The organism is Blautia sp. AF34-10 (assembly GCF_003477865.1).
In the GTDB taxonomy this organism is placed as follows: Bacteria; Bacillota; Clostridia; order Lachnospirales; family Lachnospiraceae; genus Fusicatenibacter; species Fusicatenibacter saccharivorans.
On record NZ_QUED01000030.1, the window covers coordinates 1 to 13,687 of the forward strand.

Genomic DNA, 13,687 nt, shown 5'->3' on the forward strand with positions numbered 1-13,687 from the left:
GCGCTCTCCCTGCGGACGGTCTCCATTGCGGTTCGGACGATCTCCATTTCCGCCGTTTCCGTTTCTCTCCCTGCGGACGGTCTCCATTGCGGTTCGGACGATCTCCATTTCCGCCGTTTCCGTTTCCACGGTTCGGACGGTCCTCGCTTCTTCCGTTTCCATTGCGGTTTCCTTCCGGACGGCCGTTTCCGCGGGACGGACGGTCTTTTTTCTGTCCCTGGTTCTTTGTGAACTCTTTTGCTTCTTTACTTGTTGCGTTCTGCGGACGCACAACGGAAATAATTTTCTTTTTCTTCGGTTTTGCCTGCTCTTCCGGTTTCTTCATTTCCATATTTTCTGTATCTTTCTTTTCCAATGATCTTTTCTCCTCTTTCTGCGGTTTTCGTGTTTCCTGCATCCATCCACCGACCTTTCCGGCCTTACGCCTTACGCTTCTGCCAACAATGCTGCTATTTTTTCTGCAAAATGCGCTTCACATACGGCAAGGGAAGAACGGTATTCTCTTCCGATGGCTCTTCCAAGCTGCTCTTTGTCCCCAAAAAGAATGCATGGCACTTTATAGTATGCACACATATTGCGAAATTTCTTCTGTGTATTGGCCGACGCCGTTTCCGCCAGAATGACAAGGTATGCGCTGCCGCTCTTTACGGCCTGCTCGGTCGCAAATTCGCCGCTCGATACCTTACCCGCCTTCATGGCAAGGCCCAGCATGGATAATCCTTTACTTTGACTGTTCAATCTTCGCAAATGCCTCCTTTAACTGCTCATAAACCTCTGATGGAATTTCTGCCTTCAGAGAACGGGAAAGTCCTTTGTTTTTCATTGCTTTCCCCAGACATTCCAGAGAGCAGACATAAGCACCGCGTCCGTTCATTCTTCCGGTTGTGTCCGGAACAATCGTTCCTTCGGTGGTTTTCACCACGCGGATCATTTCTTTTTTGTTTTTCATTTCATTGCAGCCAATGCATTTACGCAGCGGCACTTTACGAACTGTACTCAAATGCTCATCCCGCCTTTGTTTTTATTTTAATTACTCTTCGTCTCCGGCTTTCTCTGCTGTTTCTACATCATTCTCGTCGAAGTTTTCTTCTGCAGAGATGGTTTCCTCCTCTGCTGCGGACTCATCGTAATTGTCCTCTTCCTCGTATTCCTCTTCTTCTACGTAGTCGAAGTCTCCTGCCTCGCGTGCCTGGGTCTCGCTCTTAATGTCGATCTTGAATCCGGTCAGACGTGCGGCAAGTCTTGCGTTCTGTCCCTCTTTACCGATGGCAAGGGAAAGCTGGTAATCCGGAACGATTACTTTTGCGGTCTTCTCATCCGGATCTGCCATAACGGAGATAACTTTTGCCGGGCTCAGTGCGTTCTCGATCAGGAGTGCCGGGTTCTCATCCCATGTAATGATGTCGATCTTCTCTCCGTTCAGCTCATTGACAACCGCGTTGACACGGCTTCCGTTCATACCGACGCATGCGCCGACTGCATCGACGTTCGGATCGTTGGACCATACTGCCATTTTCGTACGGCTTCCTGCCTCACGGGCAATGCTCTTGATCTCTACGATGCCTTCTGCAACCTCGGAAACCTCAGACTCAAAGAGACGTTTTACGAGTTCCGGATGGGTACGGGATACCATGACTTTCGGTCCCTTGGTTGTATTCTTTACTTCCAGAACGTATACTTTCACACGCTGGGTCGGCTCAAATTTCTCGCCTTTGACCTGCTCGTTCTCGGTCAGCAGAGCGTCTACTTTACCGAGGTTGATGCTGACGTTGCGTCCTACATAGCGCTGTACCACACCGGTAACCACATCGTGCTCTTTCTCGAAGTACTGATCAAACAGAACTTTACGCTCTTCCTCACGGATCTTCTGAAGAATGACGTTTTTGGCATTCTGGGTTGCAATACGGCCGAACTCTTTGGATTTGATTTCTACCGGAACGATATCGCCGAGTTCATAGCGGGAGTCTGCACGTTTTGCATCGGAAAGGGCGATCTCCATGATCGGATCCTGTACCAGATCAACAACGGTTTTCTCTGCTACGACTTTGAAATCACCAGTCTGGGCGTTAATGCTTACCTTTACATTATCTGCTTTGCCAAAATGGTTTTTACAGGCCTGGATCAGCGACTGCTCAATTGCCTCAAGCAGGGTATCTTTGCTGATATTCTTCTCTTTCTCAAGAACTTCAAGGGCCTCCATTAATTCTGTATTCATTTTTCTCTTTTCCTCCTGTATCTGCGTCTGTTTAGAAATCAAATGCTAAACGGATCAATGCAATATCGCTTTTTGGAAAGACGCGCTCTGTTCCGTCCTCCTCCTCAATGGTCACACTGTTATCATCATATGCGGTGAGTATTCCGTAAAATTCCCGGTTTCTCTCGATCGCACGGTATGTCCGGATTTCCAGCTCTTTTCCCATACTTCTCCTGTAATCCTTCTCCTTTTTCAGGGGACGTCCAAGGCCCGGGGAGCTGACCTCCATGATATAGGCGTCATCGATAAAGTCTTCTGCGTCCAGCCGGTCAGAAAATGCACGGCTGACGATTTCGCAGTCATCTACGGTAATTCCGCCTTCTTTGTCGATGTAAGCACGCAGGTACCAGGTACCGCCCTCTTTGACATACTCCACATCCACCAGTTCAAAACCATTGGCTTCTACAATCGGAGTGATCAGTTCTTCTGCCTTCTGTTCGTATTCTTCTCTTCTGCTCAAATCCTCACCACCTTTTTGATTCAGGGAAACTTTCGAAAAATTCTTTCATTTCCCTGTACACAAGAAAGAGTGGACGAAATCGTCCACTCCTTAACAGTCACTTATTAACAACTTTACTATAGCACCTTTTCCGTGCAATTGCAAGGGTTAATTTTCAAAATATCCTTTATTTATCGCCTTTTCCGGCTTTTTTGTTCGCCGGTTCCGGGCAGATGTGGACATCGAGCTGGTTATACGGGATGGAAATTCCCGCCGCGTCAAACTCTTCTTTGATGCGCTCATTCATTTTCCATTTGACCGGCCAGTAATTTTCCGTTGCGACCCAGGCGCGGAGACCGACCGTAATCGCGCTCTCGCCCAGCTCATCTACGAAAAACTGCTGTTCCTCCGACTGAAAATGCGGCTCCTCCTCAACGAGGCGGCGCAGGATGTCCTTCGCTTTTTTGATATCGGACTCATAAGAAATGCCGACTTTGATCTCCAGCTTTCTCCGGTCCATCGCCGTCACGTTGATGATGGTGTGGTTCGTCAGATTAGCGTTCGGGATCATGATGGTACGGTTGTCGATGCTGTTGATTGTCGTATAATACATCTCAATCTTCTTAACCGTTCCCTCCTGACCTTCGCCCGGAAAAATGATGTAGTCACCGACCTTAAATGGTTTCAGCAGCAGAATCATCACGCCGCCTGCAAAGTTTGAGAGGCCACCCTGCAGTGCCAGGGATACGGCAACGCCGGCGGAGGCGATGGCTGCTGCGATCGACGCTTCGGATACGATACCGAGCTGAACGATAATGGTCAGCACCAGCAGCGTGTTCAGACTGTATTTCACCATGGAAACGGTGAAACTGACCACCGCCTCCTCCGTGTGAAAACGCCGCATGTTTTTCCGGATCAGACCACAGAGCCACAGGATCAGTTTGCGTGCAACCAGAAACAGAATTACTGCAAACACGATCTTCAGCACCAGATCGGCAGCCGAAGAGGCCTTGTCAATCCAGTATTCATAGACGCGTTCCGCCGCTGTCAGATTCACCATGTGTTATCTCTCCTCTGTCTCGAATTTTCTCTGCAGCTCCTCGCCGAGTTCACTCATGCCTGTGCTTTTTTTCGTTTTTGTCTCTGGTTTTGCCTCTGATTTTGCTTCCGACTTGGTTTCCGGCTTTGTAGCCGGCTTCTTTTCCGGATCGGCGGCTGCGCGATATTTTTCCACGGCTTTTGCTGCCTCTGTCGCTGCGGATTTTCCGGCTTTCACCAGCTTGTCCACCGTCTGCTCTACCGTTTTCACCGGTTTGCTGTCGATCGCCTGCTTTACGGCTTTCTCCACCTTCTCTGTCGCAGTCGTAGTTCCCTGCTTTTTCTCTGCAGTTTTCACCGTTTTTTCCGATACCTTTTTCTCTGCTTTTTGGGCAGTCTTTGTTGTTTTCTTTGCTTTTACTGCTTCTTCCGTTTTTCCAGCCAGTTTTCCCTTCTTTCCGGTTTTCTTCTCTGCTGCCGCTTTCGCTGCAGTTTTTGCCTTTGCGCTCTTATTACTTGCAGCACCCGTCTCCGGCTTCGTATAAGAAAATACCTGAACAGAAAGCGGTGCGAGTTTTACGGTAATCGAATTTTTCCGCTCGTCGCACTCTGTTTTTTTCGACATTTTCACGCGTGGATTTCCGACGCCTGTTCCGCCATAAGCTTCCGCATCGCTGTTGAACATCTCTTTGTACTTTCCTGGATACGGCACACCAATGCGGAAATCATCGTACTCGACATTCGAGAAGTTGCATACGACAAGCAGCGTATCTTCTTTCTTCCTTGTTCTGCGAAGGAAGATCAGAAGATTCTTTTCCCACTCCATGCCATTGATCCACTCAAAGCCCTCCGGCTTTTCGTCAAGCTGATACAATGCCGGATTTGCTTTGTAGAATGCATGAAGTGCCGCCATATAGTTTTTTAGCTGCAGATGTTCCTTGTCCTCAAGAAGCTCCCAGGACAGGGACTGTTTCTCATTCCACTCTTTTTCCTGTCCGAATTCCTGTCCCATAAACAGAAGCTTCTTTCCGGGATGCACCATCTGATAAGCGTACGCCAGACGAAGATTTGCCATTTTCTGCTCCGGTGTACCCGGCATTTTGGTATACATGGATCCCTTCAGATGAACCACTTCATCGTGCGACAGACTCAGCATGAATTTCTCCGAGTATGCATATACCATAGAAAAAGTCAGCTGATCGTGATGTGCCCCGCGGTATACCGGATCGTTTTTCATATATTCCGTAAAATCATTCATCCAGCCCATGTTCCACTTGTAGTCGAAGCCAAGTCCTTCATCGTCAAGTTCTCCCGTCACCTTCGGCCATGCGGTCGATTCCTCTGCGATAAGAAGCGCATCCGGGAACTCTTTTTTGAAGATGGAGTTCAGATGTTTTAAAAATTCGATTGCCTCAAGGTTCTCATTTCCGCCGTAGATATTTGCGACCCACTCCCCGTCCTGCTTGCCATAATCAAGATACAGCATCGATGCAACCGCATCCATACGGATTCCGTCGGCATGGTACTCTTTTGCCCAGAAAAGCGCATTGGCGATCAGGAAGTTCTTTACTTCCGGTCTGCCGTAATTGTAAATCAGCGTGCCCCAGTGTGGATGGGATCCCTGTCTCGGGTCAAAATGCTCGTACAGACACGTTCCGTCAAACGCAGAAAGTCCGAAGGTATCGCGCGGGAAGTGTGCCGGTACCCAGTCGAGAATAACACCAATGTCGTTCTGGTGCATCGTATCCATAAAATAGCGGAAGTCATCCGGCGTTCCGTATCGTGCTGTCGGTGCGTAATAGCCCGTTACCTGATAACCCCAGGATTCATCGAGCGGATGCTCCATCACCGGCATCAGCTCAACATGGGTGTAGCCGAGCTCTTTCACATAAGAAGCCAGCATCGGAGCGATCTCACGGTAGTTATAAAATTCACGGCCATCGTCCGGTTTTTTCCAGGAGCCAAGATGCACTTCATAAACAGAAATCGGCGCTTTGTCGCCCTGTGTGACACCACGCTTCTTCATCCAGTTCTCATCCTGCCAGGCATATTTTCCAAGATCAACCACAACACTCGCATTGTTCGGACGCAGCTGTGCTGCATTCGCGTATGGATCCGATTTCAGATACGTCAGACCGCCCTTTGCCTTGATTTCATATTTATAGATGTCGCCCGCGCGAACACCGGGGATAAAGAGCTCGTAGATTCCGGACTCCAGAAGATTCATCTGATATGCTCTTCCGTCCCAGTTATTGAAATTTCCGACAACACTGACACGGATCGCATTCGGTGCCCAGACAGCGAAGTAAACACCGCTGATACCATCGATCTTTACCGGGTGTGCACCCAGCTTCTCATAGATGGAATAACAGATGCCGTTTTCAAACTGTTTCTGTTCCTGCTCGGTGAACTGCATCGGATAGGCGTACGCATCATAATGCTCCATCTGGTTTCCGTCGCCGTCCCAGTAGATCAGCGTATAGGACGGAATTTTCTTCCCTGGAAGCAGCACAGCGAAAAATCCCGCCTCATCCTCGCAAACCATCTCGGTCTGTTTTCCGTCGCGGATCGTATGTACGGCTGCACGGGTTGCACCCGGGAAAAACGCCTGAATCAAAATACCATCCTCCGTTACGCGCGGTCCCAAGATGTCTCTTGGATGATTTTCCTCTGAATAGACCACGGCTTCTATTTCCGCCCAATCCATATAATCGTATAATTTTTCTTCCATTTTCAAAATTATAACCCCTCCTTTTTTTCTGTCTTCAACTAACAAATCCTGTTTTTATTCTACCATCCTAACTGCGATTGTACAATGCAAATCTGGTTTGTTTTTTATTCATTTCCTAAGATTACAGCAAGATCTTCATCTGTCGTCTGCATCTCATCGTCCTCAAACCAGATACTGTAAATGTTCTGTGAAGTCAGTGTTTCCAGGGACTCCCTGGAAAGCGATTCGGCCTGATAATCAGAAAATGCTGCAAGCAGCATATTGGCACAGCCATATTCACCGGAATAGACGATCAGTTCGGATGCTGCTGTGTGGTCTTTTCCGTCTGCCACGCTAAGATACGGCGTGCACATCGTTTTGTCCTGATACTGATAATAGCGGTACGCATCCGGGCTGCCCGCCTGGTAAGCGTGGAAAAATACGATACTCTTCGGGCCTTCGTATGTCATCACCCCATAGGACTGGATTTCATTCCCGGAAAGGTGATACAGCGGATACTGATACGACTTCCCGCCGGTCTCATCGAGGCAGCGGACAAAGCCGTCCTTGCTGGAGATAATGCCAAGCTGATAGCCCTCGCCGCGGATCGTATCCGCAAGATAATCAATCAAAAAGGCATTTTTCATCCAGAAGAAATCAACATACGCCGAATATCCCATTTCCGACGCATACGCCAGATACGCATCCGACACATGCAGGCAGACCTGATTTTCTCCTGAAAATTCCAGAGAAATATCGTCCGGGTTCTGCGCAAACGCTGCAACTGCCGCCGCTTCTTCTGCTGCATCGTCGTTTTTCTCCGGATCAAACTGCGCCGCAATCGCATCGTCATTGCTCGTGCACAGATTTTCGAAGGACGCATACAGCGGCCCGAGATAGATTTCCCGGCAGCCGGCATCGGATACTTTTTTCAGAGCATCGTACAAAACCGGATCCACCGTCAGTACTTCATTTGGATGATGGTTCACATCGTACAGATTGGTCAAATCGTCAAAACTCTCGTCAATATTGAAAAGCCGGTAGCCCTTCACCGCCGCATCGGTATAAAGCAAAGAGAGCGCCTTTGCCTCTCCTCCCGCGGAAACACCGCTTGCGCCAACGTTATATTTCAACGTAAAATCCTCACCGCAGTTCAGTTCCGACCCTGCCTTCACACTGATTTCGCGCCAGCCCGAATCGCCGCGCAGAAAATTCATAAAACCATACACCAGAAAGCCGGATCCGATTGCCAGAAACAGTACCACAAGCACGATGCGCCGTCCGACATTCTTTTCGGAAAGCTGGACCTTCTGCACCGGCTTTGGTCTGCGCCTGTCTGGATCTTTTACTGTTCTTCCCATTCTTTTACTCCTCTTGTTTTAAGTTCTCCCCTTCATTTTGCACTGCTTTTTATTGTCCCAGAAAATACATCTCCCGTCAAGTAAAACGGTGCAAAAAAAGCAGCGTCAGAACCAAAAAGCTTTCGATTCTGACACTGCTTTGCTTTACAGTCTGCTATAGGACAACCAAAATCAATGCAAGGATAAAGATCAGGAGGATCACAGCCAGTACGGCAAATCCGTACAGCGCGCCCTGCTTGCATGCTTTGTAGTTGTGATAGTACTGTTTCTTTTTGTAAACACAAGCTGCAATCATACCGATGATCGGAAGGAAGAACGACAGCACTTTGTACCAGATGCTTCCGGTATCGTGAACCGGAGTTTTCAAAAACTCGTCTTCTGCCTTGGAAAGATGAACCTCATGGTTCTCTTCTTTTACTTTCTCACCCGGTTTGCGGATGGTGATCGGCTGCAGCGGCTCTCCCTTTTCACGGAGTGCTTTGTACTCTTCGATCTCTTTCTTGTTTCCATATACAAAGTGGTTGTGTCCGATATCCACGAACTCCGGTTTGTCCACCGAATAGTCATGGATGGACGGATCGTAGGTATACAGCACTTTGTTCTTCTCAAGCTGCGGATCCGGAATCGGAATGGCAGAGATCAGGGAATGCGTGTACGGGTGCAGTGGAAAGTTGAACAGCTCCTCTGCGTCCGCAACCTCTACGATGTTTCCTTTGTAGATAACACCGATACGGTCGGAAATGAACCGTACGATGGAAAGGTCATGAGCAATAAACAGATAAGTAACCTGTTTTTCTCTCTGGAATTTTTTCAGCAGATTGAGGACCTGGGCACGGATCGATACGTCCAGTGCGGAGATCGGCTCATCGGCTACAACCAGCTCCGGCTCCATAACCATGGCACGGGCCAGACCGATACGCTGGCGCTGTCCGCCGGAGAACTCATGTGGGTAACGGGTCAGGTGCTCCGGCAGAAGACCAACCTCGTTGATCATGTTCTCTACCTTTTTCACACGGTCTGCCTCGTTCTCGTACAGATGGAAGTTGTAAAGACCCTCGGATACGATATAATCGACCGTCGCACGCTCATTTAACGATGCGGCCGGATCCTGGAATACCATCTGAATGTTTCGGATAACCTCCCGGTCCAGGGAATGCGGAATCTTACCGGAAATTTTAACGCCCTTATACAGGATCTCTCCTGCGGAACACGGGTTGACACGAATGACCGCACGGCCGATCGTTGTCTTTCCGGAACCGGACTCGCCTACGAGGGAGAAGGTCTCTCCCTTGTAGATGTCAAAAGAAGCATTTTTTACCGCTTTGACTGCGTCATCGCCCTTGCCGAAAGTGATATCTACATTTTTTACCTGCAGTAAGATTTCTCTTCCATTTTCGTCAATCGGACCATGCTCCGGCAGATGCGAAACAGTGGTCTTGCTTTCCTGCTTTGTAGACACTTTCAAACTCTCCTATAAGTTATATGCTTTTAACAGTTTTTCGTGAATATTCTGAATAGCTTCCGGTTTTTCTGTCTTCGGCGCTCTCGGATCCAGCAGCCATGTCTTGGCATAGTGGGTATCCGTTACCTTGAACATCGGCGGCTCCTCCAGAGTATCAATCTTCAGACAGTACTGGTTACGCGGTGCAAACGGATCTCCGATAATCTTATTGTACAGAGACGGCGGCGTACCGGTAATGGAAAACAGCTTTGTATTCCGCTCCGCAAGCTGCGGCAGGGAAGAAAGCAGTGCCCAGGTGTACGGATGGCGCGGATCGTAGAACAGCTCTTCTACGTTCGCAAACTCGATGATCTGTCCTGCGTACAGAACGGCAACACGGTCTGCGATATTCGCTACGACACCAAGGTCGTGGGTAATAAACACGATGGTGTAGTTGTACTCTTTCTGAAGATCCTTGATCAGCTTCAGGATCTGTGCCTGAATCGTAACGTCCAGCGCAGTTGTCGGCTCATCGCAGATCAGAATCTTCGGACGGCAGGAAAGTGCAATCGCAATAACGATACGCTGCCTCATACCGCCGGAATACTGGAACGGATAATCATCGAAACGCTGCTCTGCGTTCGGAATACCAACCTTTTCCATCAGCTCAAGCGCCTGTGCTCTTGCTTCCACCTCGCTGACATTCTGATGCTTCATGATAACAGAAGTGATCTGTTTTCCGATTGTGATGATCGGGTTCAGGGAAGTCATCGGATCCTGGAATACGGTTGCAATTTTCTTACCGCGGATCTGGCCCCAGTCATTCGGATCCTGGATTTTTGCCAGGTTAATGATACAGGTTCCATGAAGCCGCTCCGATGTCTCATCCAGATAGCGCACACGGAAAGTAGCCTGGTCGAAAACGCCGTTTCGCTTCTGCTCATCGTTCAGATCCACACCGCGCTCCATTGCAGCTTTGAATGCCTCGTGCAGCTTTTTAATCATGCGGACTTTTTTGCGCAGTTTGTAACGTCCAACGGAAAGATAAATCTCTTTGGCAAGAATCTCGTTTCTCTTTCTCGTCTCGTCCGTAATTTCTTTTGCTGTCAGGCCGGCGTACTCTTTTTTGTACTCTGCCATTTTTGCATCATATGCCTGATTGTAGGCCGTATCGTTCATGGCAGCCTGTTTGTGAGCCTTGATTTTTTCCTCTTTTGCTTTCTGCAGAGCCTTAATTTCTCCATCCAGTCTGGAAATCTCGGCAGATGTCTCTTTAACCCTCGCTTTTTCTTTGGAAGTATCGAGTGTCTGCTTGTAGTTGAAAAGTTCGGTTCTCTTTACTACGAGTTCCTTAATTTCAGCATCTGCTTTCTCGCGCTCTTCCTCGCTCAGTGTCATTTTTTCTTCTTTTTCCTGCTCCAGAGCCTTCATTTTCAGAAATACTTCTGAACCATATTCCAGTTTGGAATACTCATTCAGTTTTTCCCAGGTGGATGCGATGGTCTTTTTGGCATAAGAGTTCAGCGGCACAACGGTATCGCTCAGCTCGGCATCGTTGAAAATGATATCTCCCTGGTCAATGAAGCCGTTGCTGTCCAGCATGCCCGCAAACGCTTTTGTGAATACGGATTTACCGGCGCCGGACTCTCCTACGATAGCAATGGACTCATTCTCGTAAATATCCAGCGTTACGCCCCGGATTGCCGTCAGGATACGGCCGCGGACACGGAATTTTACCTGTAAGTCCTTAATCGATAATAATACTTTTTTATCTTCCATGCGGCTTTCCTTCCTACATATGTGTTCTCGGGTCGGACGCATCTCCAAGGTTCTGTCCAACTACATATAATACTACGGTGATGATTGAAGCGACAACAACCGGACTCCAGAATTCGAATCCCCATCCCGGTGTCAGCATGGCGCCCTCAGCCTCATAGATCAGTCTTCCCAGAGACATGTCAGAAAGTCCCATACCGATGTAAGCCAGGAACACCTCGTAAGAGATGTAGGACGGAATCTCAGTTGCCGCCAGAGTAACAATGACAGATGTCATAAACGGGAGAATATTCTTCATCGCAATGCGGAAAATCGAAGTTCCAAGACATTTCGATGCCAGATTATACTCTCTGTCACGGATGATAACGACCTGCGTACGGATAAAGTACGCGATGGCAAGCCATCCGGTAACGGTCAGTGCAAATACCATGGTCCAGAAGCTCGGAGAAAAAATAAGCACCAGGACGGAGATCAGAAGTACATACGGAATATTTCCGATGATGTTGTAAACCTCCATCATGAAAACGTCAACCTTCTTCGAAAATCCCCAGACAGATCCGACAATCACACCAATCGAAAGGTTGATGAGCGCACAGATAAACGCCAGGGAAACTGAAATTCTGGAACCAAACCAGACAGCGTCAAATGTCGACTGTCCGGAAGCACCGGATCCTAAAATCCAGTGAATATTGAATCCAAGCTGCTGCAATGCTTTGCCTGGAGACAGATGTTTTGTCGCGCCGTTCATCAGATTGGCGAAACGGTCGTACTCCACAAAGAGCGGATACACATACGTCATCAGCAGAATCACACCCAGGAGGCAAAGTACGGCAATATTGATTTTTTTCTTAAAAAATACGCGGAACACGGAATGCCAGTAGGAATATCTCGGAGCCGTAATTTTCTCAGACTCCAGAGAGCTGTTATCTACAGGAGAAAACAGTTCTTCCTCAGACAGACCGAATTTATCTAAATCATAATTCATAAGTCCCTACCTGTCTTTCGTTGAGAATGAGATTCGCGGATCCACCATGGACATCAAAACGTCGCCCAGGATGATGGAAATCACGGAGAGCACTGCGTAGAACAGTGTAACACCTACGATAACACCATTATCATATTTGCTGATTGCTTCGGTCAGCAGATTACCGGCACCAGGTACTACGTACACACGCTCGGTGATGATGGCTCCGGTCAGTGCGAACAGTACGCTCGCCGGAACACCCTGCACGATCGGAATCGCTGCGTTCTTCAAAATGTGTTTCGTAAAGATTTCTCCCTCTGTCAGACCACCGGATCTTGCGAATTTTACGTAATCGGAGTTCATCTGGTCGATCATGTATCGACGCAGCCATTTCATCAGGTTTGCCACCTGCGGCAGTGCCAGAGAAACGATCGGCAGAATATACATCAGCTTGCTCTTCGAATCCATGTCAAAGGTGGTTGGCAGACCCATTTTTCCTCCGATTGCCTTAAACAGGAAAATATAGGCCAGTGAAGGTACTGCTATAATGAATACAATATAGATGGTTCCAAGCTGGTCAACCAGTTTGTCTTTCTTTCTCGCCATCAGAATGCCAAGCGGCACCGCGATGAGATAGGAAAGAATTACGGCAATGATACCGATTACAAAGGAATAGCCGATTTTTGATTTACCACTCTTAATTGTATCCACGTTGGTATAGTCATCTGTGAACCGATCGGAATGAACAGCGCTTGCATCCTGAGATTCGCTCATATACGTTGCGCTGTGCAGATCGTCTGCACTGTATTCCACCAGACCGCTTGGTAGGTAATCTCCGATTTTACGTAGGATCCCTGCGCGCGGGTCATGGTCAGTGCTACATCCACACCCTCATTTACGGAATAGGACTTTCCTAAATTTATGGTGATTATATTCTGATGGAAGTATGGGAATTTTGAGTCAAAGTACATCAAGTACTTGTGTGTTGTGCCATTTCCCATGATGGCCGGTGAAAATTTCTTTCCCCCATATACCGGATCGTGTAAGGTAAATGTAATCCCCCTCTTACCTTCTACCTTTGCAGCATCGTGAATGCTGTCGATGTCAATCAAACCGGAAAAATATTTTCCGAGACGCGTTGCAAGCGGAATATCCCTGTATGCAAACAGCTGCTGCTGTCCGCCGTTGGCATATTTTTTCTTACCCATCATGATCGCATCGTATCTTCTTACGGTGTAACCTTTTGCTTTATAATAAGCTGTAAATTTTTTTACATATTCAGATACCAGTTCTGAATCCTGGTCTTTCGTTCTTCCGAATGCTACTGCTTTGGATCTCGTATCCTCGTCAATTTCGCCTTTTGCTTTGAGAGCGTTCAAATAATCTGCATAGGTTACATAATCAAGATATCCGTATGTCTCCCACTTCTGATATTTGTACACCTTTTTCTGGTTATTGCTCTGATGGGAATAGGTGGCGTCCTGTGCGAAAATCAGATTTCGGTCCATCAGAGAATAAATCATAGTCATAACGCATCCAACAACGATTACTACGGAAACAAGGCCATGCAACAAACGCTTAAAAAGATATTTTGTCATATTCTCTCATTCCTTAACACAATATGACAGGGGAATGGCTTTTTTTGTTCCCATCCCCCTGCCGGTTTATTCATTGGCTTTCAACTGTTCTGATCTTTCCAATTTT

General features: G+C 47.9%; 12 protein-coding genes and 1 pseudogene. All 13 read right to left on the reverse strand.

All coding sequences use genetic code 11. The annotated features are described in order from the left end of the window. A pseudogene (locus DWZ60_RS14800) lies at positions 1–355 on the reverse strand (hypothetical protein); the annotation flags it as partial. A 71-nt stretch (positions 356–426) separates the two neighbouring features. Then, positions 427–738 (reverse strand): L7Ae/L30e/S12e/Gadd45 family ribosomal protein, encoded by a 312-nt coding sequence (locus DWZ60_RS14805; protein ID WP_055221524.1) that lies wholly within the window; start codon positions 736–738, stop codon positions 427–429. Then, positions 722–1,000, reverse strand: a complete 279-nt coding sequence (gene rnpM / locus DWZ60_RS14810) for an RNase P modulator RnpM (RefSeq protein ID WP_022462929.1) — start codon at positions 998–1,000, stop codon at positions 722–724. Before rnpM ends, DWZ60_RS14805 begins: the two co-directional genes overlap by 17 nt. 30 nt (positions 1,001–1,030) lie before the next feature. Then, the gene (gene nusA / locus DWZ60_RS14815) at positions 1,031–2,215 is read right to left on the reverse strand and encodes a transcription termination factor NusA (protein WP_117804402.1); all 1,185 of its coding nucleotides are present in this window, start codon (positions 2,213–2,215) and stop codon (positions 1,031–1,033) included. A gap of 31 nt (positions 2,216–2,246) precedes the next feature. Continuing rightward, the gene (gene rimP, locus DWZ60_RS14820; protein WP_119221964.1) at positions 2,247–2,714 is read right to left on the reverse strand and encodes a ribosome maturation factor RimP; all 468 of its coding nucleotides are present in this window, start codon (positions 2,712–2,714) and stop codon (positions 2,247–2,249) included. Positions 2,715–2,880: 166 nt separating this feature from the next. Further along, a complete protein-coding gene (locus DWZ60_RS14825) occupies positions 2,881–3,753 on the reverse strand; it encodes a mechanosensitive ion channel family protein (protein ID WP_055265441.1) in 873 nt (290 codons plus the stop codon). Positions 3,754–3,756: 3 nt separating this feature from the next. Next, positions 3,757–6,462, reverse strand: a complete 2,706-nt coding sequence (gene glgB, locus DWZ60_RS14830; RefSeq protein ID WP_119221971.1) for a 1,4-alpha-glucan branching protein GlgB — start codon at positions 6,460–6,462, stop codon at positions 3,757–3,759. Between the two features lie 104 nt (positions 6,463–6,566). Beyond that, positions 6,567–7,802 (reverse strand): hypothetical protein, encoded by a 1,236-nt coding sequence (locus tag DWZ60_RS14835; RefSeq protein ID WP_119221966.1) that lies wholly within the window; start codon positions 7,800–7,802, stop codon positions 6,567–6,569. 154 nt (positions 7,803–7,956) lie between these two features. Next, on the reverse strand, positions 7,957–9,261 hold the full coding sequence (locus DWZ60_RS14840) for an ATP-binding cassette domain-containing protein (RefSeq protein WP_279220343.1): 1,305 nt from the start codon (positions 9,259–9,261) through the stop codon (positions 7,957–7,959). A gap of 12 nt (positions 9,262–9,273) precedes the next feature. Continuing rightward, a complete protein-coding gene (gene oppD, locus DWZ60_RS14845) occupies positions 9,274–11,022 on the reverse strand; it encodes an oligopeptide ABC transporter ATP-binding protein OppD (RefSeq protein WP_119221969.1) in 1,749 nt (582 codons plus the stop codon). Between the two features lie 13 nt (positions 11,023–11,035). Next, positions 11,036–12,004, reverse strand: a complete 969-nt coding sequence (locus DWZ60_RS14850; protein ID WP_055228618.1) for an ABC transporter permease — start codon at positions 12,002–12,004, stop codon at positions 11,036–11,038. Positions 12,005–12,010: 6 nt separating this feature from the next. After that, positions 12,011–12,796, reverse strand: a complete 786-nt coding sequence (locus tag DWZ60_RS18445) for an ABC transporter permease (protein WP_243038354.1) — start codon at positions 12,794–12,796, stop codon at positions 12,011–12,013. After that, positions 12,754–13,581, reverse strand: a complete 828-nt coding sequence (locus DWZ60_RS18450) for a hypothetical protein (RefSeq protein ID WP_243038355.1) — start codon at positions 13,579–13,581, stop codon at positions 12,754–12,756. Before DWZ60_RS18450 ends, DWZ60_RS18445 begins: the two co-directional genes overlap by 43 nt. Positions 13,582–13,687 lie beyond the last annotated feature (106 nt).

Excerpts from the sequence above, each read along its gene's own strand:
- nusA (WP_117804402.1), bottom strand. The coding sequence starts at position 2,215 with ATGAATACAGAATTAATGGAGGCCCTTGAAGTTCTTGAGAAAGAGAAG.
- DWZ60_RS14825 (WP_055265441.1), bottom strand. The coding sequence starts at position 3,753 with ATGGTGAATCTGACAGCGGCGGAACGCGTCTATGAATACTGGATTGAC.
- glgB (WP_119221971.1), bottom strand. The coding sequence starts at position 6,462 with ATGGAAGAAAAATTATACGATTATATGGATTGGGCGGAAATAGAAGCC.
- DWZ60_RS14835 (WP_119221966.1), bottom strand. The coding sequence starts at position 7,802 with ATGGGAAGAACAGTAAAAGATCCAGACAGGCGCAGACCAAAGCCGGTG.
- oppD (WP_119221969.1), bottom strand. The coding sequence starts at position 11,022 with ATGGAAGATAAAAAAGTATTATTATCGATTAAGGACTTACAGGTAAAA.
- DWZ60_RS14850 (WP_055228618.1), bottom strand. The coding sequence starts at position 12,004 with ATGAATTATGATTTAGATAAATTCGGTCTGTCTGAGGAAGAACTGTTT.
- DWZ60_RS18450 (WP_243038355.1), bottom strand. The coding sequence starts at position 13,581 with ATGACAAAATATCTTTTTAAGCGTTTGTTGCATGGCCTTGTTTCCGTA.